The sequence below is a fragment of the Curtobacterium sp. AC268 genome, assembly GCF_979258745.1.
Genome location: NZ_OZ409878.1, coordinates 620608 through 643138, shown reverse-complemented (window position 1 = coordinate 643138; position 22531 = coordinate 620608). Strand labels below are relative to the sequence as shown.

21 protein-coding genes are annotated in these 22531 nt (G+C 71.7%); 19 read left to right on the top strand and 2 right to left on the bottom strand.

Going from position 1 to position 22531, the window contains the following annotated elements; all coding sequences use genetic code 11:
* Positions 1-20: 20 nt before the first annotated feature.
* From rpoZ to ACZZ9K_RS03055, 3 genes are read left to right on the top strand one after another with little or no spacing between them, the layout of a single operon-like run.
* Positions 21-284 (top strand): DNA-directed RNA polymerase subunit omega, encoded by a 264-nt coding sequence (rpoZ, locus tag ACZZ9K_RS03065; protein ID WP_017887186.1) that lies wholly within the window; start codon positions 21-23, stop codon positions 282-284.
* A 5-nt stretch (positions 285-289) separates the two neighbouring features.
* Positions 290-1501 carry a methionine adenosyltransferase gene (metK, locus tag ACZZ9K_RS03060; protein ID WP_110858970.1) on the top strand — a complete coding sequence of 404 codons (1212 nt, stop codon included), beginning with the start codon at positions 290-292 and terminating at the stop codon, positions 1499-1501.
* A gap of 8 nt (positions 1502-1509) precedes the next feature.
* Positions 1510-3492 (top strand): primosomal protein N' family DNA-binding protein, encoded by a 1983-nt coding sequence (locus ACZZ9K_RS03055; RefSeq protein WP_463443301.1) that lies wholly within the window; start codon positions 1510-1512, stop codon positions 3490-3492.
* 122 nt (positions 3493-3614) lie between these two features.
* Here ACZZ9K_RS03055 and ACZZ9K_RS03050 read toward each other — a convergent pair whose 3' ends face one another.
* Positions 3615-4070 (bottom strand): DUF4383 domain-containing protein, encoded by a 456-nt coding sequence (locus ACZZ9K_RS03050; protein WP_071403720.1) that lies wholly within the window; start codon positions 4068-4070, stop codon positions 3615-3617.
* 134 nt (positions 4071-4204) lie between these two features.
* On the opposite strand from ACZZ9K_RS03050, the gene fmt reads away from it, so the two are divergent.
* Both fmt and ACZZ9K_RS03040 read left to right on the top strand, forming a co-directional pair.
* The gene (gene fmt / locus ACZZ9K_RS03045; protein ID WP_463443300.1) at positions 4205-5140 is read left to right on the top strand and encodes a methionyl-tRNA formyltransferase; all 936 of its coding nucleotides are present in this window, start codon (positions 4205-4207) and stop codon (positions 5138-5140) included.
* The gene (locus tag ACZZ9K_RS03040; RefSeq protein ID WP_463443299.1) at positions 5137-6705 is read left to right on the top strand and encodes an RsmB/NOP family class I SAM-dependent RNA methyltransferase; all 1569 of its coding nucleotides are present in this window, start codon (positions 5137-5139) and stop codon (positions 6703-6705) included. The genes fmt and ACZZ9K_RS03040 overlap by 4 nt, the downstream gene beginning before the upstream one ends.
* Positions 6706-6723: 18 nt before the next feature.
* Here ACZZ9K_RS03040 and ACZZ9K_RS03035 read toward each other — a convergent pair whose 3' ends face one another.
* Positions 6724-7377 (bottom strand): NAD(P)-dependent oxidoreductase, encoded by a 654-nt coding sequence (locus ACZZ9K_RS03035; protein ID WP_463443298.1) that lies wholly within the window; start codon positions 7375-7377, stop codon positions 6724-6726.
* 62 nt (positions 7378-7439) lie between these two features.
* Between ACZZ9K_RS03035 and ACZZ9K_RS03030 the strand changes: the two genes are divergently transcribed.
* From ACZZ9K_RS03030 to gltB, 14 genes are all read left to right on the top strand, one after another.
* Positions 7440-8042: a TetR/AcrR family transcriptional regulator gene (locus ACZZ9K_RS03030; RefSeq protein WP_138803571.1), complete on the top strand. Its 603-nt coding sequence runs from the start codon at positions 7440-7442 to the stop codon at positions 8040-8042.
* A gap of 47 nt (positions 8043-8089) precedes the next feature.
* Complete coding sequence (gene rpe / locus ACZZ9K_RS03025) at positions 8090-8749, top strand: ribulose-phosphate 3-epimerase (protein ID WP_463443297.1); 660 nt, start codon at positions 8090-8092, stop codon at positions 8747-8749.
* Positions 8750-8808: 59 nt separating this feature from the next.
* A complete protein-coding gene (locus ACZZ9K_RS03020; RefSeq protein WP_111084162.1) occupies positions 8809-9072 on the top strand; it encodes a phosphoribosyl-ATP diphosphatase in 264 nt (87 codons plus the stop codon).
* A 70-nt stretch (positions 9073-9142) separates the two neighbouring features.
* Positions 9143-9982: an ATP phosphoribosyltransferase gene (gene hisG / locus ACZZ9K_RS03015; protein ID WP_071403725.1), complete on the top strand. Its 840-nt coding sequence runs from the start codon at positions 9143-9145 to the stop codon at positions 9980-9982.
* Positions 9983-9993: 11 nt separating this feature from the next.
* Entirely contained in the window at positions 9994-10749 is a 756-nt protein-coding gene (hisF, locus tag ACZZ9K_RS03010) for an imidazole glycerol phosphate synthase subunit HisF (protein ID WP_301565212.1), read from the top strand.
* A gap of 25 nt (positions 10750-10774) precedes the next feature.
* Positions 10775-11173 (top strand): phosphoribosyl-AMP cyclohydrolase, encoded by a 399-nt coding sequence (hisI, locus tag ACZZ9K_RS03005; RefSeq protein WP_463443296.1) that lies wholly within the window; start codon positions 10775-10777, stop codon positions 11171-11173.
* Positions 11170-12714 carry an anthranilate synthase component I gene (locus tag ACZZ9K_RS03000; protein ID WP_463443295.1) on the top strand — a complete coding sequence of 515 codons (1545 nt, stop codon included), beginning with the start codon at positions 11170-11172 and terminating at the stop codon, positions 12712-12714. The genes hisI and ACZZ9K_RS03000 overlap by 4 nt, the downstream gene beginning before the upstream one ends.
* Entirely contained in the window at positions 12711-13409 is a 699-nt protein-coding gene (locus ACZZ9K_RS02995; RefSeq protein WP_110858960.1) for a Trp biosynthesis-associated membrane protein, read from the top strand. The genes ACZZ9K_RS03000 and ACZZ9K_RS02995 overlap by 4 nt, the downstream gene beginning before the upstream one ends.
* Positions 13406-13645 (top strand): HGxxPAAW family protein, encoded by a 240-nt coding sequence (locus ACZZ9K_RS02990; protein WP_017887200.1) that lies wholly within the window; start codon positions 13406-13408, stop codon positions 13643-13645. Before ACZZ9K_RS02995 ends, ACZZ9K_RS02990 begins: the two co-directional genes overlap by 4 nt.
* A 19-nt stretch (positions 13646-13664) precedes the next feature.
* A complete protein-coding gene (trpC, locus tag ACZZ9K_RS02985; protein ID WP_027465722.1) occupies positions 13665-14450 on the top strand; it encodes an indole-3-glycerol phosphate synthase TrpC in 786 nt (261 codons plus the stop codon).
* A 127-nt stretch (positions 14451-14577) separates the two neighbouring features.
* The gene (gene trpB / locus ACZZ9K_RS02980) at positions 14578-15792 is read left to right on the top strand and encodes a tryptophan synthase subunit beta (protein ID WP_071244754.1); all 1215 of its coding nucleotides are present in this window, start codon (positions 14578-14580) and stop codon (positions 15790-15792) included.
* Positions 15789-16583: a tryptophan synthase subunit alpha gene (gene trpA, locus ACZZ9K_RS02975; protein ID WP_027465720.1), complete on the top strand. Its 795-nt coding sequence runs from the start codon at positions 15789-15791 to the stop codon at positions 16581-16583. Before trpB ends, trpA begins: the two co-directional genes overlap by 4 nt.
* Before the next feature lie 96 nt (positions 16584-16679).
* Positions 16680-17666 carry a prolipoprotein diacylglyceryl transferase gene (lgt, locus tag ACZZ9K_RS02970; protein ID WP_182066407.1) on the top strand — a complete coding sequence of 329 codons (987 nt, stop codon included), beginning with the start codon at positions 16680-16682 and terminating at the stop codon, positions 17664-17666.
* Between the two features lie 224 nt (positions 17667-17890).
* Positions 17891-22495, top strand: a complete 4605-nt coding sequence (gene gltB / locus ACZZ9K_RS02965) for a glutamate synthase large subunit (protein ID WP_463443294.1) — start codon at positions 17891-17893, stop codon at positions 22493-22495.
* Positions 22496-22531 lie beyond the last annotated feature (36 nt).

Here is a 22531-nt window from a genome sequence, read left to right as displayed (position 1 = left end):
ACTGACTTCGAGGAGACACCATGGCCAACCCCCAGGGCATCATCGACCCGCCCATCGACGACCTGCTCAGCAAGGTCGAGTCGAAGTACGCGCTCGTCATCTTCGCGTCCAAGCGCGCCCGCCAGATCAACGACTACTACGCCGACCTGCACGAGGGCTCGCTCTTCGACAACGTCGGACCGCTCGTCGACTCGACGATCGACGACAAGCCGCTGTCCGTCGCGCTCCACGAGATCAACGAGGACAAGCTCACCGTCACCAAGCAGCAGCAGCCCACCGACTGATCCCGGTGACTGCAGCTGCTCTCCGCCTCTTCACGTCCGAGTCGGTGACCGAGGGGCACCCCGACAAGATCTGCGACCAGATCTCGGACAGCATCCTCGACGCACTGCTCACGGTCGACCCGAACGCGCGCGTCGCCGTCGAGACGATGGTGACCACCGGGCTCGTGCACGTCGCCGGCGAGGTCACGACCTCCGGCTACGTCGAGATCCCCAAGCTCGTCCGTGACGTCATCACCGGGATCGGCTACAACTCGTCGGACGTCTCGTTCGACGGTGCCACGTGCGGTGTCGAGGTCTCGATCGGCGCCCAGTCGCCGGACATCGCGCAGGGTGTGGACGAGTCGCTCGACTCCCGCACCGGTGCGGTCGACCCGCTCGACCGTCAGGGCGCCGGCGACCAGGGCATCATGTTCGGCTTCGCGACGAACGAGACCCCCGAGTACATGCCGGTCGCGATCTGGCTGGCGCACCGCCTGGCCGAGCGCCTGGCCGCGGTCCGGAAGTCGGGCGAGCTGTCGTTCCTGCGCCCGGACGGCAAGACCCAGGTCACCATCGGGTACGACGGCGTCGTGCCGAAGACCGTCGAGACCGTCGTGCTCTCCACGCAGCACTCGCCGAGCGTCACGCTCGACGAGCTCACCGCCGCGATCACCGAGCACGTGATCCGTCCGGTCCTCGACCTGGTCGACCTCGACTCGTCGCACGTCGACGTCATCGTGAACCCGACCGGCCGCTTCGAGATCGGTGGCCCCCAGGGCGACGCCGGGCTCACCGGCCGCAAGGTGATCGTCGACACCTACGGCGGGGCCTCCCGGCACGGTGGCGGCGCGTTCAGCGGCAAGGACCCGTCGAAGGTCGACCGTTCGGCGGCGTACGCGCTGCGCTGGGTCGCGAAGAACGCGGTCGCCGCGGGGCTCGCCGACCGGCTCGAGGTGCAGGTCGCGTACGCGATCGGCCGTGCGAAGCCCGTCGGGCTGTACGTCGAGACCTTCGGCACCGGACACGTCGACGACGCCACGATCGAGGCTGCCATCCGCCAGGTGTTCGACCTGCGTCCGGCCGCCATCATCCGCGACCTCGACCTGCTCCGACCGATCTACGCGCAGACCGCGACCTACGGCCACTTCGGCCGCGAGCTCCCCGGGTTCACGTGGGAGCAGCTCGACCGTGTCGAGGAACTCCGCGCCGCCGCAGGACTCGTCGCCGCGACCGTCTGAAGCACCGCGTGACCACCGTCGCGCGCGTCGTCCTCGACTCGCCGCTCCCGCAGTTGGACCGTCTGTTCGACTACCGGGTGCCGACCGAGCTCGAGGACGACTGCGTCGCGGGGGTCCGCGTCAAGGTGCCGCTGCGCACCGGGGCCCGGATGTCCGACGGCTACGTGGTCGAGATCGTCACCGAGGGTGAGTACCCAGGTGAGTTGAGCCAGATCGAGGCCGTCCTGTCCTCGGTGCCCGTCCTGGCGCCGGAGATCTGGACCCTCGCACGCGCCGTCGCCGACCGGGCCGCGGGTGTCGCCTCCGACGTGCTGCGCCTCGCCGTGCCCCCGCGGCAGGTGCGCGCCGAGAAGGCCTGGCTCGCCCGGGACACCGCGTGGTCGCCGCCGCCGGTGACCGCCCCGCCCGTCACCGGCTACGCCGACGGCGTCCTGGAGGCCGTGGTGACGGAGCACGGACGCGCCGCGGTCGCCGCCGTGCCCCAGCCCGTGGCGATGGGCGACGCAGACGAGCCGGTCTGGGTGCCGGGGTGGGCCGCGACGCTCGCCCAGGCGGCCGCGCACACGGTGGCGGCCGAGCAGTCCGCCGTGGTCGCCGTTCCGGACTTCCGCGACGTCCTCGACCTCGAGCGTGCCCTGCTCGCCGTGCTGCCACCGGAGCGGGTGGTGCGCTTCGACGCCAAGCAGACGAACGGGCAGCGCGCGAAGGCGCTGCTGCAGGCCCGCACGCACCCGGTGGTCGCGATCGGCAACCGCACGGCGATGTACGCACCGGCGACGGAGCTCGGCCTGATCGCCATGTGGGACGACGGCGACGCCTCGTTCATCGAGCAGCGGGCGCCCTACGTGCACACGCGCGACGTCGCCCTGGTGCGGGCCGCCCAGTCCGGTGCCGCGCTGCTGTTCGTCTCACACGCGCGCAGCACCGACGTGCAGCGCCTGGTCGAGCTGCACTGGCTGCAGGACGTCGTGCCGTACCGCGTGAAGACCCCGAAGGTCATCCCCACCGTGCAGCAGACCGGGGCCGAGGGGTTCGCCGCGCAGGCGCGCATCCCGAGCTCTGCGTGGCGTGCCGCGCGCGAGGCCAGCCAGCACGGTGCCGTCCTGGTGCAGGTCGCGAGCCCGGGCTTCGGCACCGGGCTGGTCTGTGCCGAGTGCGGCGAACGGGCGCACTGCCGGGTCTGCGGCGGGCCGCTCGGCAGCCCCCACCGGGGCGCCACGCCCCAGTGCCGCTTCTGCGGCGCGCTGGCCGTCGGGTTCCGCTGCCCGACGTGCGGCAACGGCACCGTGAAGCCCGTCGGCCAGGGCGCACAGCGCACCGCGGAGGAGCTCGGGCGGGCGTTCCCCGGCACCCGGATCATCGTCGCCGACGGCTCTCGTCCGCTCGACGAGGTCCCCGCCAAGCCGTCGGTCGTCGTCGCCACCCGTGGGGCCGAACCCTCGGTGCCCGGTGGCTACGCCTGCGTGCTGCTGCTGGACGGTGAGAAGATGCTCGCCCGCGAGGGGCTGCGCGTGCAGGAAGACGTCCTGCGCTTCTGGACGAACGCGGCGGCGAAGTCGTCTCCCGGGGCCGAGGTGTACCTGGTCGGGATCGGCGGGCGGCTGGCCTCGGCGATGGCCCTGTGGCGACTCGACGGACCCGCGCACGACGAACTGACCGACCGCCGCGAACTCCACTTCCCGCCGGCGGTCCGGGTGGCGACGATGACCGGCACCGACGAGGCCGTCACAGCGGCGGTCGAAGCGCTCGGCGACGCCGTCGTCGGTCCGGTGCTCGGCCCGGTCCCGGTCGAGGACGACGCCCTGCCGGGCACGGTCCGGGCGATCGTGCGGTTCCCGTACGCACACGGGGCCGAGGTCGCCGCCACGCTCAAGGCCGAGGTCATCCGGCGCTCGTCGACCCGGCGGGTGCTCAAGGGCGGCAACCGCCGACGAGCCGCTCCGACGCTGCGGGTGCGGTTGGACGACGCCGAACCGTTCTCCGAGGTCTGACGCCGTCGGGCCCGGGCGGACCCGATTGCTGCACGACGCAGAACGACACCGTCGACGTCGTGGGACGTCGGCGGTGTCGTTCGGGGTCTGCCGCCGTGCGGCGACCGGCTGGTGCGGGTCGGTCAGGCGTTGGCGGGCCGGCGACGCTCGCGCGGCAGCACGACGCCGAGGGCGACCATGCCGATGGCGAGGACGAGGTGCAGCCAGTTGTCGGCGTTGTTCAGCGGGACGAAGTTCGCACCCGAGCTGTGGCCGGCGGTGAACAGGCCGTAGATCCACAGCACGAAGTAGACGATCCCGCCGATCACCAGGTACATCCGCGAACCGGAGGCACGGTTGGCGGCGAGCAGTCCGACGACGCCGAACAGCAGGTGCACGATGTTGTGCAGCACGGACACCTGGAAGATGCCGAGCAGCATGCCCATCGACTCGTGTCCGGCCCCGGCCAGGTCACCGGTCGTGATGCCGGGGACGAACCCGGCGATCCCGACGAGCAGGAACACGATGCCGACCACGAGGGCGGCCTTCTGGACGGACGAACCGGCGTAGCGGTTGGTGGCGGTGGTGACGTCGCTCATGGGGTTTCCTCTCCTGATGTGGTTCAGACCGTACGCAGCCGATGCTCTGCTGTCCCCAAGGTGAGCCGGAACGCGCACCGTGACGCCGGCGACCGGGCAAGGCGCAGTGGCTCGCGCGTGGGAGGATCGAACCCATGCGTCTCGTCGTCGCCGGCAGCCCCGCTGCGGCCGTCCCCACCCTCCGCCGTCTGGCGGCGTCCGACCACGAGATCGTCGCGGTGCTCACGCGGCCGGCCACCCCGCAGGGCCGCAAGCGTGTCCTCACCCCGACCCCGGTGGCCGTCGTCGCCGCGGAGCTCGGACTGCCGGTCATCGAGGCCTCGCGCGTCGACGACGCGGTCACCGCCCGGATCGCGGACCTCGGCGTCGACCTCGGCGTGATCGTCGCCTACGGTGCACTGCTCCGCCGCCCGGCCCTCGACGCCCCGAGGCACGGCTGGATCAACCTGCACTTCTCCGACCTCCCGGCGTACCGCGGCGCGGCTCCCGTGCAGCGTGCGGTGATCGCCGGCGACACCCGGACCGCCGCGACGGTCTTCCAGCTGGTCGAGGCGCTCGACGCCGGCCCGGTCTACGCCGCGCGGCCCTTCGAGATCGACCCCGATGCCACCTCGGGCGAGGTCCTCGCGGCGATGGCCGAGGTCGGCGCCGACGTGGTGGCCGACGTCGTGGACGCCATCGCCGACGGCACCGCCGTCGCGACCGAACAGTCCGGCGAACCCACGGTCGCCCCGAAGCTCACGATCGACGACGGCCGCATCGACTTCGCCGCGCCCGCCACCGCCGTGCACGCCCGGCTGCGCGGGGTCACGCCCGAGCCCGGCGCGTACGCCCACCTGGGCGAGACCCGCGTGAAGCTGCTCCGCAGCAGGACGGAGCCGGGAGGCACGCAGGACCCCGCCCCGTCGCTCGCGCCGGGTGCGCTCGCACTCCACGGCGGTCGGCTGCTGGTCGGGACCGCCGACACCCCGCTGGTGCTGCTCGAGGTGCAGCCGGCCGGCAAGAAGGCGATGGACGCCGCCGCCTGGGCCCGTGGCCTCGGCGAACTGGACGGGAAGGTCCTCGCATGAGCCCCCAGACGAAGCCCCAGGGTGCCCGCCGCGGCCCGCGTCCGGCCAGCGCCCGCCGCGTGGCGTTCGACGTGCTCCGCGCCGTGCAGGTCGACGACGCCTACGCGAACCTGCTGCTGCCGACGCGCATCCGCCGCGCCGGGCTCACCGCCCGCGACGCCGGGTTCGCGACCGAGCTCACCTACGGGTCGATCCGGATGCTCGGCCGCTACGACGTGATCATCGCGCTGGCCTCCGGTCGCCGGGCCGAGAACATCGAGGCGGACGTCCTCGACGTGATGCGCCTCGGTGCCCACCAGCTGCTCGCCATGCGCACGCCGACGCACGCCGCCGTCGACGCCACGGTCGAGCTCGCCCGCGAGGTCGGTGCCCGCCGCGCGACCGGGTTCGTGAACGCCGTGATGCGCAAGATCGCCGCCCGAACCGACCAGGAGTGGGACGCCCTGATCACCGAGGGTCGCGCCGGGGACGCCCTGCTCGCCACCCGCTGGTCGCACCCCGTCTGGGTCGTCTCGGCGCTCCGCGACGCCCTGGCCGCCGAACGTTCCCGCGACGAGCTCGCCGCCCTGCTCGCCGCCGACAACGCCGCACCCCGGGTGCAGCTCGCGGCCCTGCCCGGCCTCGCCACCGACGAGGACATCGCCACCGCGACCGCCCGCACCGCTCCGGACGACGACACCGATGCCGCGTTCGCCGACACGACCGGTGCGGACGACGTGCCCGCGGCCCTGGTGCCCGCCGACGACGAACCGGAGGCCGACGGCGCGACCGGCACCGTGCCTCCCGTCCGGGCCGAGGAGCCCGTCGTGCAGGCGGACGCCGCGCCGGTGTCGCCCGTCGGCATCCGCGGCATCAGCGGCGACCCGGCGCGCGTGCCGGGCGTCGCCGCCGGACGCCTGCGCGTGCAGGACGAGGGGTCGCAGCTCGCCGCGCTGGCGCTGAGCCGCTCGTCGGACGTGCGTGCGGGGGAGCGGTGGCTCGACATGTGCGCCGGGCCCGGCGGCAAGGCCGCGCTGCTCGGCGCCGAGGCGCAGCAGGGCGGGGCGACCCTGGTCGCCAACGAGCTCGTGCCCGCCCGCGCCGGACTCGTGCGGAACGCCCTCGGCGTGTTCGGTGACCACGTGCGGGTCGTCGAGGGCGACGCCCGTCGGTACGGCCGCGACGGCACCGGGATGACCTTCGACCGCATCCTGCTCGACGCCCCGTGCACCGGGCTCGGCGCGCTGCGTCGCCGGCCGGAGGCACGCTGGCGGAAGCTCCCCGAGGACGTCGAGGAGCTCGCTGCCCTGCAGACCGAACTGCTCGACGCCGCCGTCCGGGTGCTCGCACCGGGTGGGATCCTGGCGTACGTGACGTGCTCGCCGCACCTGGCCGAGACCCGTGGCCAGGTCGACGCGCTGATGGGGCGGCACGGGGACCGGCTCGAGCAGCTCGACACCGCCACGATCGTCCGAGGTGTCGCCGCGCGCGACCCCGAGATCGCGGACGGTGCCACGGCGCAGCTGTGGCCGCACCGCATCGGGACGGACGCGATGTTCATCGCGCTGTTCCGCCGCGTCGACTGAGGCCCCGGCCCACGGCGTTCAGGCTCCGCGCTGGTAGACGCTGCCCTCGCAGGTGTGCACGGCCGAGTCGTCGAACAGCGCCCGTAGGTTGTACGCGGCACAGTCCCGGAACGTGCCGATGCTGATCCGCCGCGCCGACCGGCGGAGCTCGCCCTTCGTGGGGTCGTCCGAGCCGATGCCAGCCCGGTGGACGGTCCAGGCGATGTCCTGCGCTTCGGCGTCGAGGTAGCGCATGACCGCCTCGTTGTCCGCGTGTTGGCCGCGATAGTCCCGCGCAAGCGTCGATCGGACGAGGCGGAGCACGGGGGCGAGCCGCTTGCCGGGAGGGGCGCTCAGCCCACCGGCCTGGTACAGCAGGCGCCGGGTGCCGTTCCGGCGCATGGCGGGGACGAGGGCGCGGACGAACTGCGTGTTGACGGGTCGCTCGCGTTGCGCGGCGACGTCCCCGAGCATCACGACGACGCCCGTCACGCCGTCGAGCAGTGCATCGAGGTCGAGGTCGTCGGTGACCGAGCCTTGCACGACCTGCAGGTCGTCATGCTGGACAGCCAGCTTCGACGGCGTCCGTGCGACTGCTCGGACGCGGTGCCCGGCGTCGAGTGCGAGTCGGGTGAAGTGCTGGCCGGTTCGGCCGGTCGCGCCGAACACGAGGAGGGTCTGTTCCGAAGGCATGTCGTCAAACTAGGCGTTGCCTAGAAAATAGTCAATGCCTAGTTCGGGACTAGGATGTCCCCATGACCGAGCGGCCCTTCCACCACGGGAACCTGCGGGCGGTGCTCCTCGACGAGGCCGTCGCGGTGCTTCGGGAGTCAGGGGTCGACGGACTCTCGCTCCGCGACCTCGCCCGCCGCGCCGGGGTCAGTCACGGCGCCCCCCGGAGTCACTTCGTCGATCGGCAGGCGCTCCTCGACGCCCTCGCCGAACTCGGCTTCGACCGGTTGACCGCTGCCGTGCGCCGGGCACTGTCGGGTGCCGACGGGCTGGAGGACCGGTTCCGCCGGGTCGCCCTGGCGTACGTGGACTTCGCGATCGACGACGCGGCGCTGATGGACCTCATGTTCCAGGCGCAGACGACCGGCCGGACAGGCCCCGTGCAGGCTGCCGCGGAGTCGCTGTTCGCGGTGCTCGAGGGTGCCGTGGGAACCGCGACGACGGGGGACGACGGTGCGGACGCCCGACTCCTCTTCAAGCTCCTGTTCGCGGCGACCATGCAGGGGATCGCCACCCTGGTCGTCTCGCACCGGATCGACCGGGTGCAGGGCGAACGGCTCGTCGACGCCGCGCTCGAGACGATGCTCGGCTCGGAGCTCGGCACCCGGGTGGTCGGCGGGCGCTGACGTCGCCACGGAGCGGCCCGGCAGGCTCGCGCCGGTAGGCTTGCCCGGTGACGATCCGCATCTCGCCGAGCATCCTGTCCGCAGACTTCGCGAACCTCGAGCGCGAACTCCAGCGCATCGAGACCGCCGACCTGGTGCACGTCGACGTGATGGACAACCACTTCGTCCCGAACCTGACGCTCGGGCTGCCGATCGTGGAGCGCTTGCAGCAGGTGTCGCCGGTGCCGCTCGACGTGCACCTGATGGTCACCGACGCCGACCGCAACGCGCCGAAGTACGCCGAGACGGGCGCGTCGAGCGTCACGTTCCACTTCGAGGCAGCCGACGACCCGGTGGCGACCGCCGCGGCGATCCGGTCGAACGGTGCTCGGGCCGCCGTCGCCGTGAAGCCCGGTACCCCGATCACGCAGGTGCTGCACCACCTCGACGCCTATGACATGATCCTGCTGATGACGGTCGAGCCCGGGTTCGGCGGCCAGTCCTTCATGCCGTCCGTGATGCCGAAGCTCGCCGACGCCCGCGCCGCCGTCGACGCGTCCGGGCTCGACGTCTGGCTCGAGGTGGACGGCGGCATCTCGGTGGACACCGTGCCCGAGGCCGTGCGCAGCGGGGCCGACACGCTCGTCGCCGGGTCGGCCGTCTACGGCGGGGAGCCCGCCGCGCGGATCACGGACCTGCGCGAAGCGGCCGCGCGGGCGCGGGCATGAGCGCGACCCGTCCGGACGGTGCGTCGGCAGCGTCAGCGGAGACCGGTAGCCTGGACCCCGTGAAGACGTTCGACGACCTGTTCCAGGAGCTCACCGAGAAGGCGCGCACGCGCCCCGAGGGCTCCGGCACCGTCGCCGAACTGGACGCCGGCGTGCACCAGATCGGCAAGAAGATCGTGGAAGAAGCGGCCGAGGTCTGGATGGCGGCCGAGTACGAGGGCGACGAGCGCACCTCGGAGGAGATCTCGCAGCTCGTGTACCACCTGCAGGTCCTCATGGTCGCGAAGGGGCTGTCCCCGGCGGACATCTGGCGACATCTGTAGGACGCGCGCGTGCACCGCCCGCGCACCGACCTCGATCCGCCACGACCCCGACCAGAAAGCAGACCCCCTGATGCTCCGCATCGCCGTGCCCAACAAGGGCTCCCTGTCCGAGACCGCGTCCGACATGCTGCGGGAGGCCGGGTACGCCGGCCGCCGCGACCCGAAGGCGCTGCACCTGCTCGACGAGCGCAACGGCGTCGAGTTCTTCTTCCTCCGCCCGCGGGACATCGCCACGTACGTGGGGTCCGGCGCGCTCGACGTCGGCATCACCGGCCGCGACCTGCTGCTCGACTCCGGGTCCGAGGCGCACGAGGTCGACGCGCTCGGCTTCGCCGACTCCACCTTCCGGTTCGCCGGTACCCCGGGTCGGTTCGGCTCGCTGCAGGACCTCGACGGCGTTCGTGTGGCCACGAGCTACCCCGGACTGGTCGGCGCGTTCCTCGCCGAGCACGGGGTCAGCTCCACGCTCGTCAAGCTCGACGGCGCCGTCGAGAGCGCCGTCCGGCTCGGGGTCGCCGACGCCGTGGCCGACGTCGTGTCGACGGGCAGCACGCTCCGGCAGGCGGGCCTCGAGATCTTCGGCCCGGTGATCCTCGAGTCGACCGCGGTGCTCGTCTCCACCGACGAGACCATCCCCGGCATCGACGTGCTCCGCCGACGCCTGCAGGGCGTGCTCGTCGCCCGCGGCTACGTGATGCTCGACTACGACGTCCCCACGGCCCTGCTCGAGCAGGCGACGGCGGTGGCGTCCGGCATCGAGTCGCCCACCGTGTCGCCGCTGCACGACCGCGACTGGGCCGCTGTCCGCGTGATGATCCCGCGCGACGACGCGAACCTCATCATGGACGCGCTCTACGACCTCGGCGCACGGGCGATCCTCGTCAGCCCGATCCACGCCGCACGCCTGTGACCGCCGGTGGCGTGTCGGTCCGGGTCATCCCGTGCCTCGACGTCAAGGGCGGGCGCGTCGTCAAGGGCGTCAACTTCCTGGACCTCCAGGACGCCGGTGACCCCGTCGAGCTCGCGGCTCGGTACTACGAGCAGGGTGCCGACGAGCTGACCTTCCTCGACGTCGGCGCCACGGTCGAGAACCGGGCGACGATGTACGACACCGTGACCCGGACGGCCGAGCAGGTCTTCATCCCGCTCACCGTCGGCGGCGGGGTGCGCAGCGTCGACGACGTCTCGCGGCTGCAGCAGTGCGGCGCGGACAAGATCGGCGTGAACAGCGCAGCGATCGCCCGGCACGAGCTCATCGGCGAGATCGCCGACCGGTTCGGTGCCCAGGCCGTCGTGCTGTCGCTCGACGTCAAGCGCTCCGACCGGATGCCCTCGGGCTTCGTGGTCACCACCCACGGCGGGCGGACCGAGTCCGACCTCGACGCCATCGCGTGGGCACGCGAGGCCGTCGAGCGCGGCGCGGGGGAACTGCTCGTCAACTCCATCGACGCCGACGGCACGAAGAACGGGTTCGACCTCGAACTCGTGGCCGCGGTGCGCGCCGTCTCGTCCGTCCCGGTGATCGCCTCGGGAGGCGCGGGTCGCGTCGAGCACTTCGCCCCGGCCGTCGACGCGGGAGCGGATGCAGTCCTCGCCGCCAGTGTCTTCCACCGTGGCGAGATGACCGTGGGGGACGTGAAGGCCGCGCTCCGCGCGACCGGCCACACCGTCCGCTGATCCGCCGCCGTAGGCTAGGAGTCTCATGACCGACAGCACCAGCACCGACACCGAGGCGGTCCTCGACCGCGCACACTTCGGTGCGGACGGCCTGCTCCCCGCCATCGTGCAGGAGGAATCGTCGAAGGACGTCCTCATGCTCGGCTACATGGACCGGGAAGCCCTCCGCCGCACCCTCACCGAAGGCCGTGTGACCTTCTGGTCGCGGTCGCGGAACGAGTACTGGCGGAAGGGTGACACGTCGGGACACGCCCAGTACGTCCGGGGCGCTGCACTGGACTGCGACGACGACACGCTCCTCGTCACGGTGCAGCAGGTCGGGGCGGCGTGCCACACCGGTGCGCACCGGTGCTTCGACGTCGACCCGCTCGCGCCCGTGACCATGTCCGCCCCGGCGGACACGGTAGTGGAGCCGACCCGATGACCACCGCGACGATCTCCGAGACCCCGCACACGACCTCCCGACCGGAGTTCGACGGCCTGCTCGGCGACCACCGCGTCCTGCCGGTCGTCCGCGCGCTGTACGGCGACAGCGAGACGCCGGTCGGCGTCTACCGCAAGCTCGCCGACGGCCGCCCCGGGTCCTTCCTGCTCGAGTCCGCCGGTCAGGGTGGCCTGTGGTCACGCTGGTCGTTCGTCGGCGTGCGGAGCTTCGGCGTCCTGACGCAGGACGGCGACCGCGCGGCCTGGATCGACACCGGCATCGACACCGAGCGCGCCGTCGGGTCGCTCGACGGCGCCCCCCTCGAGGTCCTCGCACGGTTGCACGAGCGCTGGGCCACGCCGCGGGTGCCCGGCTCACCGCCGCTCGTCGGCGGCACCGTCGGCTTCATCGGGTGGGAGGCCGTGCGGCAGCTCGAGCACCTGCCGAACGTGCCGCCGGCCGACTTCGACGTGCCCGGACAGGCGCTGTCGTTCGTCTCCGAACTCGCCGCGCTCGACCACCGCACCGGTCTCGTGCTGCTGGTCGCGAGCGTGCTGAACGACGGCACCGACGACGCGGACACCCTCTGGGCGGACGCGCAGCAGCGCCTCGACCGCATGCAGGGCGACCTGGTGCAGCCGAGCGTCGCGACCGTCGCCGAGGCGTTCGAGATCGCCGAGCCGACCCCGACACACCGCACGAGCCCGGCCGACTACATGGCGGCCGTCGAGCGCTCGAAGGGCTTCATCCGCGACGGTGACGTGTTCCAGGTCGTCATCTCGCAGCGGTTCGACCACGAGGTCACGGCCGACCCGCTCGACGTCTACCGGGTGCTCCGGACGCTGAACCCGAGCCCGTACATGTACTTCCTCGCCCTCGCGGACACCGCCGACGAGCGGTTCTGGATCGTCGGCGCTTCACCAGAGGCGCTGGTCAAGGTGCAGGGCGACCGCGCGATCACGCACCCGATCGCCGGGTCCCGCCCGCGTGGTGCGACCCCGGAAGAGGACGTCCACCTCGGCGAGGAACTGCTCGGCGACCCGAAGGAGCGCGCCGAGCACCTGATGCTCGTCGACCTCGCCCGCAACGACCTGCAGAAGGTGTGCGAGCCGGGCACCGTCAGCGTCACCGAGTTCATGACCGTCGAGCGGTTCAGCCACATCATGCACCTGGTGTCGAGCGTCGAGGGGCGGGTGCGTCCCGACGCCTCGGCGATCGACGTGTTCCGAGCGACGTTCCCGGCCGGCACGCTCTCGGGTGCACCGAAGCCGCGTGCGCTCGAGATCATCGACGAGCTCGAGCCGGCGAAGCGCGGTGCGTACGCCGGTGTCGTCGGGTACTTCGACTTCGCCGGTGACGCCGACCTGGCGATCGCGATCCGCACCGCCCTGATCAAGGACGGCGTCGCCCGCGTGCAGGCCGGTGCCGGACTCGTCGCGGACTCCGACCCGGAGACCGAGCACGTCGAGGCGGTCAACAAGGCCGCCGCCCCGCTGCGTGCCGTCGCCACGGCCAACCGGATGCGCGAGGTCCGCTCGTGAAGCGCTCGCGTCCGATCGTGGTCGTCGCCGGGCTCCTGGTCGCCGGCGTCATCATGCTCGCCTGGACCCAGACCTGGTTCACCGTGCGCCTGCACGCGGGCGCCGCCGTCACCTCGACGGTCTCCGCCGACGGGGCGGCGGTCGTGCCGCAGTACACCGCACTGGCGATCGCCAGCCTCGCGCTCTTCCTCGCGATGACCATCGCCGGACGGGTGCTGCGCATCGTGCTCGCCGCCGTCGAGATCCTGCTCGGCCTCGGGGTCGTCGTCAGCGGGATCACCGCACTCGGTGACCCCATCGCCGCTGCACGCGGCGCCGTCGGCGAGGTCGCCGGGGTCAGTGACCTCGGCGCCGTCCGCGGTGTCGTGTCGAGCGTCTCCGTGAGCCCGTGGCCCGCCGTCGGGATCGCGGGGGGCGTGCTCGCCGTGCTGCTCGGCGTGGTCGTCATCGTGGTCCAGCGCGCCTGGCCCGGCCCGAGCCGGAAGTACGGCGCCGCGACCGCCGGAGCCGCCGCGGCGGCACGCGCAGCAGCACCCGTCCAGCGCGACGCGGTCGTCGACTGGGACGACCTGAGCGCGGGCGTGGACCCGACCACCGCCGACGGCGCGGGCGCGGGGGCGCCGAGTGACGACACGGTAGGATCGACAGGGCGTCGCTCGACCGACGACGCCGGAGCAGAACGAGGAGCACCGTGAGCAACACTGAGCCCGCAGAACTCGGCGAAGGCCACTCGCCGGCCGCCTGGACCGCCGTCGTGATCATGCTGATCGGATTCGCGGCAGGCACGCTGTTCTTCTGGTTCGACCAGCCGTGGGGCGTCTGGGCCTCCGCTGGCGTCGTCCTCATCGGCCTCATCGTCGGTGGCGTGATGAAGAAGGCCGGCTACGGCGTCGACGGTCCGAAGTTCGTCCCCAAGCACCACGGCGAGTAGGGGTCTCCCGATGCCGAACGTGCTCGAGACCCTCGTCGCGGGCGCGCTCGAGGACGCCGCCGCCCGTCGTGTCGACCGTCCGTACTCGGACGTCGAACGCGACCTCGACCGGGTGGCGTCGCCGCTCGACGCCCTCGCGTTCCTCAGCCCGGGCGACCGGGTGAAGATCATCGCCGAGGTCAAGCGCGCCAGCCCGTCCCGCGGGTCGATGGCCGCGATCGCCGACCCGGCTGCCCTCGCCGCCGACTACGAGCGTGGCGGGGCCTCGACGATCAGCGTCCTGACCGAGGGTCGCAAGTTCCTCGGCAGCCTCGCCGACCTCGAAGCCGTGAAGGCCCGCGTCGGGGTCCCCGTGCTCCGCAAGGACTTCATCGCCGACCCGTACCAGGTGATCGAGGCCCGGGCGTCCGGAGCCGACGTCGTGCTGCTCATCGTGGCGGCGCTCGAACAGGCCCGCCTGGTCGAACTGCACACCCTGGCCGAAGAACTCGGCATGCGCGTGCTGGTCGAGGCGCACTCCGGTGACGAGGTCACGCGTGGCCTCGACGCCGGCGCCCGCATCCTCGGCGTCAACGCCCGTGACCTGACCGACTTCTCGCTCGACCGCGACCTGTTCGGGTCGCTCGCCGACCGCATCCCCACCGGGGTGGTGCGGGTCGCCGAGTCCGCGGTCTCCGGTCCCGCCGACGTCGCCCACTACCGGGCAGCCGGCGCCGACGTCGTGCTGGTCGGCGAAGCGCTCGTGACGGGCGACGACCCCGCCGCGACCCTGGCGTCGTTCGTCGACGCCGCCGACCAGGCCTGACCGGCTCACCGGGCCGCTGACCAGCGGCCCGGACCGCCAACGCATCGAGGCCGCCGACCGCGGCCGCACGTTCCACCCGTCCGACGCGGCCCACCGGCCGCGTCGGACTCGTCCCGGGAGACACATCGTGACCTCACTCCGCGACCTGCACGGCCCCTACTTCGGTGACTTCGGCGGACGCTTCGTCCCCGAGTCCCTCGTCCTCGCGCTCGACGAGCTCGAGGCCGCCTTCCGTCAGGCCTGGGCGGACCCGGCGTTCCGTGCCGAGCTCGACGAGCTGCAGCGCGACTACACCGGGCGCCCCTCGATCATCACCGAGGTGCCGCGGTTCGCGAAGCACGCCGGTGGTGCCCGGGTGATCCTGAAGCGCGAGGACCTGAACCACACCGGGTCCCACAAGATCAACAACGTCCTCGGCCAGGCCCTCGTCGCCCGTCGGCTCGGCAAGACCCGCCTGATCGCCGAGACCGGTGCCGGCCAGCACGGCGTTGCCACCGCGACCGCTGCCGCACTGTTCGGCATGGAGTGCGTCGTCTACATGGGCGCCGTGGACACCGAGCGACAGGCCCTCAACGTGGCCCGGATGCGCCTGCTCGGCGCCGAGGTGATCCCCGTCGAGACCGGTTCGCGCACCCTGAAGGACGCCATCAACGACGCCCTGCGCGACTGGGTCGCCAACGTCGAGTCGACGCACTACCTGCTCGGCACGGTCGCCGGTCCGCACCCGTTCCCCGAGATGGTGCGCGAGTTCCACAAGGTCATCGGCGAGGAAGCGCGCCAGCAGGTCCTCGACCGCGTCGGGCGCCTGCCGGACGCCGTCGCGGCCTGCGTCGGCGGCGGATCGAACGCGATGGGCATCTTCGAGGCGTTCCTCGACGACGAGTCCGTCGCACTGCACGGCTTCGAGGCCGGCGGCGACGGCGTCGAGACCGGTCGGCACGCGGCGAGCATCACGCTCGGTCGCGAGGGCGTGCTGCAGGGCGCGAAGTCGTACCTGATGCAGGACGAGGACGGCCAGACGATCGAGAGCCACAGCATCTCCGCCGGACTCGACTACCCGAGCGTCGGACCGGAGCACGCGTACCTGGCGTCGATCGGCCGCGCGAAGTACCAGCCGATCACCGACACCGAGGCGATGGAGGCGTTCCGCCTGCTGAGCCAGACCGAGGGGATCATCCCGGCGATCGAGTCGTCCCACGCCCTCGCCGGTGCCATGAAGCTCGGCAAGGAGCTCGGCCCCGAGGGCGTCGTGCTCGTGAACCTGTCCGGCCGGGGCGACAAGGACGTCGCGTCCGCCAGTCGCTACTTCGGCATCCTCGACGAGAACGCGGTGCAGCTGTGACCACGAACCGGACCGTCGCCACGACGATCGACACCGCCAACGCCGAGCGTGCCGGAGCCGTCGTCGGCTACCTGCCCGCCGGGTACCCGAACCTGCAGACCAGCGTCGACGCCGCCGTCGCCCTCGCCGAGAACGGCGTGGACGTCATCGAGTTCGGCCTGCCGTACTCCGACCCGGTGATGGACGGCCCCGTGATCCAGCGGGCGGCCGAGGAGAGCCTGGCGAACGGCTTCCGGGTCGCACAGGTCTTCGACGCCGTGCAGCAGATCACCGAGCGGGCCGACGTACCGGTGCTCGTCATGACGTACTGGAACCCGGTGCTGCGCTACGGCGTGGACCGCTTCGCCGACGACCTCGTCGCCGCCGGAGCCGCCGGCCTCATCACGCCCGACCTCATCCCCGACGAGGCCTCCGCGTGGACCGAGGCCTCCGAGCGGACCGGGCTCGACCGGGTCTTCCTCGCCGCACCGTCCTCGTCGGACGAGCGCATGCGCCAGGCGGTCGAGGCCAGCCGTGGGTTCGTCTACGCCGTCTCCACGATGGGTGTGACCGGTGCACGGGCCGGGGTCGACGTCGCCGCACGCACGGTGGTGTCGCGCCTGCGCGACGCCGGGGTCGAGCGCACCTGCGTGGGTCTCGGGATCTCGACGGCCGAGCAGGTCGGCGAGGTGCTCGAGTACGCCGACGGCGCCATCGTCGGGTCCGCGTTCGTCCGCGCGCTGGCCGACCTCGGTGTGCAGGGTGTGGCCGACCGTGCCGCCGACCTCGCCACCGGCGCCCGCCGCCGCTAGTCCAGTTCCTGTCGGGCCCGCGACCCGCGCTACAGTGAGCGAGGCCGACGCCACGTCGACCGCGCCCCGTCAGTTCCGAAAGGCGACAGCACCTCCATGCCCCTCCTGAGCATCCCGAGCCCGAGCACCGCCTGGCAGTACTTCGACCTGACCGCCTGGCTGCGCGACGCGTTCGGCTGGTCGCTGCCCCTCGACTTCCGCATCCACGCGTACGCGATCTGCATCCTGATCGGGATCGTGGCCGCGGTCGTCCTGGCGAATCGCAGGCTCAACGCCCGCGGCGTCGAGCGCTGGATCATCATCGACATCGCGATCTGGGCCGTGCCCGCCGGCATCATCGGCGGTCGCCTCTTCCACGTGTTCACCCACGTGTCCGACTACTTCGGACCCGGCATCGACCCGCTGTCCTTCCTGTACATCTGGGAGGGCGGGCTCGCCATCTTCGGCGCGCTCATCCTCGGGTCGGTCGGCGCGTGGATCGGCTGCCGCCAGGTGGGCCTGCGGTTCACGTCGTTCATCGACGCCGTGGTGCCGGGCGTCCTGCTCGCGCAGGCCTTCGGCCGGCTGGGCAACTACTTCAACCAGGAGCTCTTCGGCATGCCGACGAGCCTGCCCTGGGGCCTCGAGATCGACTCGAGCAACGCCGCGTTCCCGAAGGGTCTGCCCGAGGGCACGCTGTTCCACCCGACGTTCCTGTACGAGATCATCTGGAACGTCCTCGGTGTCGTCGTCATCCTGTTCCTCGCGCGCAAGTTCACGCTGCAGTGGGGCAAGGTCCTCGGCCTGTACCTGATCTGGTACGGCGCCGGACGCTCGGTGCTCGAGTCCATCCGCGTCGACACGAGCGAGACCTTCTCCGGGGTCCGCACCAACGTGTGGGTCGCCCTCGCCGCGGTCGTCATCGGCATCCTGATCTTCGTGGTGCAGAGCCGACGGCACACCGGCAAGGAGCCGAGCCCGTACCTGCCGGGTCGCGGGCCCCGTCCGGCCTCCGTTGTAGACTCCGAGGACACCTTCTCGGAGCACGACGACGACGCAGCAGACGGCGTCACGAGCGACGAACCGGTCACGACCACTCGCTGATCCCGTGGTGGGAGCACCCGCTCCCGACGACCACCGGTCACGTGCAGCACCACCAGCAGCAGCAGCACCAGACGGTCTCCGCCACAAGCGGGGCCCAGCAACCTCGCCGGCCGGCAGGGCAACTCACTGACGGCGGGCACGGGCACCAGTCCCGCCCGCTCGGGCGGAACGCACCACCGGGCCACCGCTGTCCCTGTTCCACTTCCTCGTGAGGACGGTTCCCCATGGCGCTCCAGCCAACCCAGCCCTCGGCACCGACGAGCCTCGTGCCGCCGCACCGCCGCTTCTCCGCGATCCCGGACGCCACGGGCATGTACGACCCGGCGAACGAGAAGGACGCCTGCGGACTCGCGATGGTCGCGACCCTGCGCGGCACACCCGGTCACGACATCGTCGACGCGGCGCTCGGTGCGCTCCGGAACCTCGAGCACCGCGGTGCCGTGGGCTCCGACGCGGGCACCGGTGACGGCGCGGGCATCCTGTGCCAGGTGCCCGACGAGTTCCTCCGGGCCGTCGTGCCCTTCGAGCTGCCGGCGGCGGGGGAGTACGCCGTCGGTACCGCCTACCTGCCCCTGGACGACGACGCGCGCCACGCGGTGAAGGGCGCCGTCGAGCGGCTCGCCCGCGAAGAGGGCCTGAAGGTCCTCGGGTGGCGCGAGGTCCCGGTGCGTCCGGAGGTCCTCGGCACGCTGGCCCGTGCCGCGATGCCGGCGTTCGAGCAGCTGTTCGTCGCCTCCATCCGGCACGACGTGCACGGTGACTCGTGGAGCGGCATCGCGCTGGACCGCCAGGCCTTCCGGCTCCGCAAGCGCGCCGAGCACGACAACGACCTGTACTTCATGTCGCTGTCGAGCCGCACCATGGTCTACAAGGGCATGGTCACGACGCTCCAGCTCGAGCCGTTCTACCCGGACCTCAGCGACGAGCGCTTCGCGTCGAAGCTCGCGATCGTGCACTCGCGCTACTCCACCAACACGTTCCCGTCGTGGCCGCTCGCGCAGCCGTTCCGGACGATCGCCCACAACGGTGAGATCAACACGGTGCGCGGCAACCGCAACTGGATGCGCGCCCGCCAGTCGCAGCTCGAGAGCGAACTGCTCGGCGACATGGCCCCGCTCCTGCCCATCGTGAGCCCGGGGGCGAGCGACTCGGCCTCGTTCGACGAGGTCCTCGAGCTGCTGACCCTGACCGGCCGGACCCTGCCGCACGCCGTGTCGATGATGGTGCCAGAGGCGTGGGAGAACCAGGTCGGGATGGACCCGGACCTCCGCGCGTTCTACGAGTACCACTCGATGCTCATGGAGCCGTGGGACGGCCCCGCTGCGATCACCTTCACCGACGGCTCGCTCGTCGGCGCCACCCTCGACCGCAACGGCCTGCGCCCCGGACGCTTCCTGGTCACGGACGACGGCCTCATCGTGATGGGCTCCGAGACCGGGGTCATCGACGTGCCGGCCGCCAAGGTCGTGCGCAAGGGACGCCTGCGTCCGGGCCGGATGTTCCTGGTGGACACCGAGGCCGGCCGCATCATCGAGGACGACGAGGTCAAGCGCGAACTCGCCGCCTCGGGGCCCTGGGGTGACTGGCTCGAAGCCGGCCGCATCAACCTGAACGACCTGCCGGAGCGCGAGCACATCGTGCACACCCCGGCCTCGGTCACCCGCCGGCAGCGCGCGTTCGGGTACACCGAAGAAGAGGTCCGGATCCTGCTGCGCCCGATGGCGGCAGCGGGGGCCGAACCCCTCGGTGCGATGGGCTCGGACACCCCGATCGCCGTGCTGTCGGAGCGTCCGCGACTGCTCTTCGACTACTTCACGCAGCAGTTCGCACAGGTGACCAACCCGCCGCTCGACTCGATCCGTGAGCAGGTCATCACCTCGATGGGGATGGGGCTCGGTCCGGAGCGCAACCTGCTCTCCGCCGGTCCCGAGCACGCGAAGCAGATCACGCTCGACTTCCCGGTGATCGACAACGACCAGCTCGCCAAGGTCCAGCACTTCGAGACCGAGTCGGGTCGCCACCTGACCGTCACGATCAAGGGCCTGTACCGCGTCGACGCCGGCAAGAAGGCGATGCAGAAGCGCATCGCCGCCGTGTGCGACGAGGTCGACGCCGCGATCGAGTCCGGCAAGCAGTTCATCGTGCTGTCCGACCGCGACGGCAACTCCGAGCAGGCACCGGTGCCGAGCCTCCTGCTCCTCGCCGCGGTCCACCACCACCTGATCCGCACCGAGCAGCGCATGAAGGTCGGGCTCATCGTCGAGGCCGGCGACGTGCGCGAGGTCCACCACGTGGCGACCCTCATCGGGTACGGCGCCTCGGCGATCAACCCGTACCTGGCGATGGAGACCTGCGAGAACCTGGTCCGCGCCGGCATGATCCCCGGGATCACCCCGGAGCAGGCCGTCAAGAACGTCATCAAGGCGCTCGGCAAGGGCGTGTTGAAGATCATGTCGAAGATGGGCATCTCCACGGTGTCCAGCTACGCCGGTGCGCAGGCGTTCGAGGCCGTCGGGCTCAGCCAGGAGTTCGTCGACAAGTACTTCACGGGCACCTCGTCGATCCTGGGCGGCGTCGACATCGACGTCATCGCCAAGGAGAACGCCGAGCGGCACGCCCAGGCGTACCCGCAGGACGGTGCCGTGCTCTCCCACGAGCGGCTGCAGATCGGTGGCGAGTACCAGTGGCGCCGTCAGGGCCCGCCGCACCTGTTCAACCCGGACACGGTGTTCCGCCTGCAGCACGCCACGCGTGCCCGCCGGTACGACATCTTCCGCGAGTACTCGAGCGCCGTGGACGACCAGTCCGAGCAGCTCATGACGCTCCGCGGGCTGTTCCGGTTCAAGCAGGGCGCTCGGAAGCCCATCGCGCTCGACGAGGTCGAGTCGATCGAGTCGATCGTCAAGCGGTTCAACACCGGTGCGATGTCCTACGGGTCCATCTCGAAGGAGGCCCACGAGACGCTCGCCATCGCGATGAACCGACTCGGTGGCCGATCGAACACGGGCGAGGGCGGCGAGGACGTCGACCGGCTCCTCGACCCCGAGCGCCGCAGCGCGATCAAGCAGGTCGCCTCCGGCCGGTTCGGCGTGACGAGCATGTACCTCACGCACGCCACCGACATCCAGCTCAAGATGGCGCAGGGCGCGAAGCCCGGCGAGGGCGGTCAGCTACCCCCGGCGAAGGTCTACCCGTGGGTGGCCCGGACCCGGCACGCCACCGCGGGCGTCGGCCTCATCTCGCCGCCGCCGCACCACGACATCTACTCCATCGAGGACCTCAAGCAGCTGATCTTCGACGTCAAGCGCGCCAACCCGGCCGCCCGCGTCCACGTGAAGCTCGTGAGCCAGTCCGGCATCGGTGCGGTCGCGGCCGGTGTGACGAAGGCCCTGGCCGACGTCGTGCTCGTGTCCGGCCACGACGGCGGCACCGGCGCGAGCCCGCTGAACTCGCTCAAGCACGCCGGCACCCCGTGGGAGATCGGCCTGGCCGAGACCCAGCAGACGCTCATGCTGAACGGCATGCGCGACCGCGTCGTCGTGCAGGTGGACGGGCAGATGAAGACCGGGCGCGACGTCGTCGTGGCCGCGTTGCTCGGTGCCGAGGAGTACGGCTTCGCGACCGCCCCGCTCGTGGTCGAGGGCTGCATCCTGATGCGCGTCTGCCACCTGGACACCTGCCCGGTCGGCGTCGCCACGCAGAACCCCGAGCTCCGCAAGCGGTTCTCCGGCAAGCCCGAGTTCGTCGTGAACTTCTTCGAGTTCATCGCGCAAGAGGTCCGCGAGCTCCTCGCCGAGCTCGGCTTCCGCAGCCTCGACGAGGCCATCGGGCAGACCGGGGCGCTCGACGTCGACCGTGCCGTGGAGCACTGGAAGGCCTCAGGGCTCGACCTCGCGCCGGTGCTCAAGGGGCCGCACTTCGACGACGCCGAACCGCGCCGCCACCACCGCGAGCAGGACCACGAGCTGGACCAGCACTTCGACGTGCAGCTCATCCAGCAGACCGCGGACGTGCTCGACCACGGCGGTTCGATCGCGCTCGACCTGCCCATCCGCAACACCGAGCGCGCCGTCGGCACCATGCTCGGCCACCAGGTGACCCTGCGACACGGCGAGCACGGCCTGCCGAACGGATCGATCGACGTGACGCTGCGCGGTTCCGCCGGGCAGTCGCTCGGCGCGTTCCTGCCGGCGGGCATCACGCTGCGGCTCATCGGTGACAGCAACGACTACGTCGGCAAGGGGCTCTCCGGCGGCCAGATCGTCGTCCGCCCCGACGCCGGTTCGGGCTTCGACCCCGCCGAGAACGTCATCGCCGGCAACGTCATCGGGTACGGCGCCACCCAGGGCAGCATGTTCATCCGCGGCATCGTGGGCGAGCGGTTCCTGGTGCGGAACTCCGGTGCCACGGCCGTCGTCGAGGGCGTGGGCGACCACGCGCTCGAGTACATGACGGGCGGGCTCGCGCTCATCCTCGGCGAGACCGGCCGGAACCTCGGTGCCGGCATGTCCGGTGGCACGGCGTACGTCCGTGGGCTCCGCGAGGAGCACGTGAACACCGACGCCCTGGCGTCCGGCGAACTCCGGCTCGAGGCGCTCGACAGCGCCGACGTCGAGATCGTCACCGACCTGCTCACCCGGCACGCCGACGAGACGGGGTCGACGCTCGCGTCCGACCTGCTGGCGTCCGGAGACCTGAGCGACTTCGTCAAGGTGCTGCCGCGCGACTACGCGGCGGTGCTCGAGACGCGCAGACAGGCCGTCGACGAGGGGCTCGACCCCGACGGTGACATCGTTTGGAACAGGATCATGGAGGTGACCGGTGGCTGAGCGTCACGCACGTCCGGAACAGGCAGTGCCCAACAC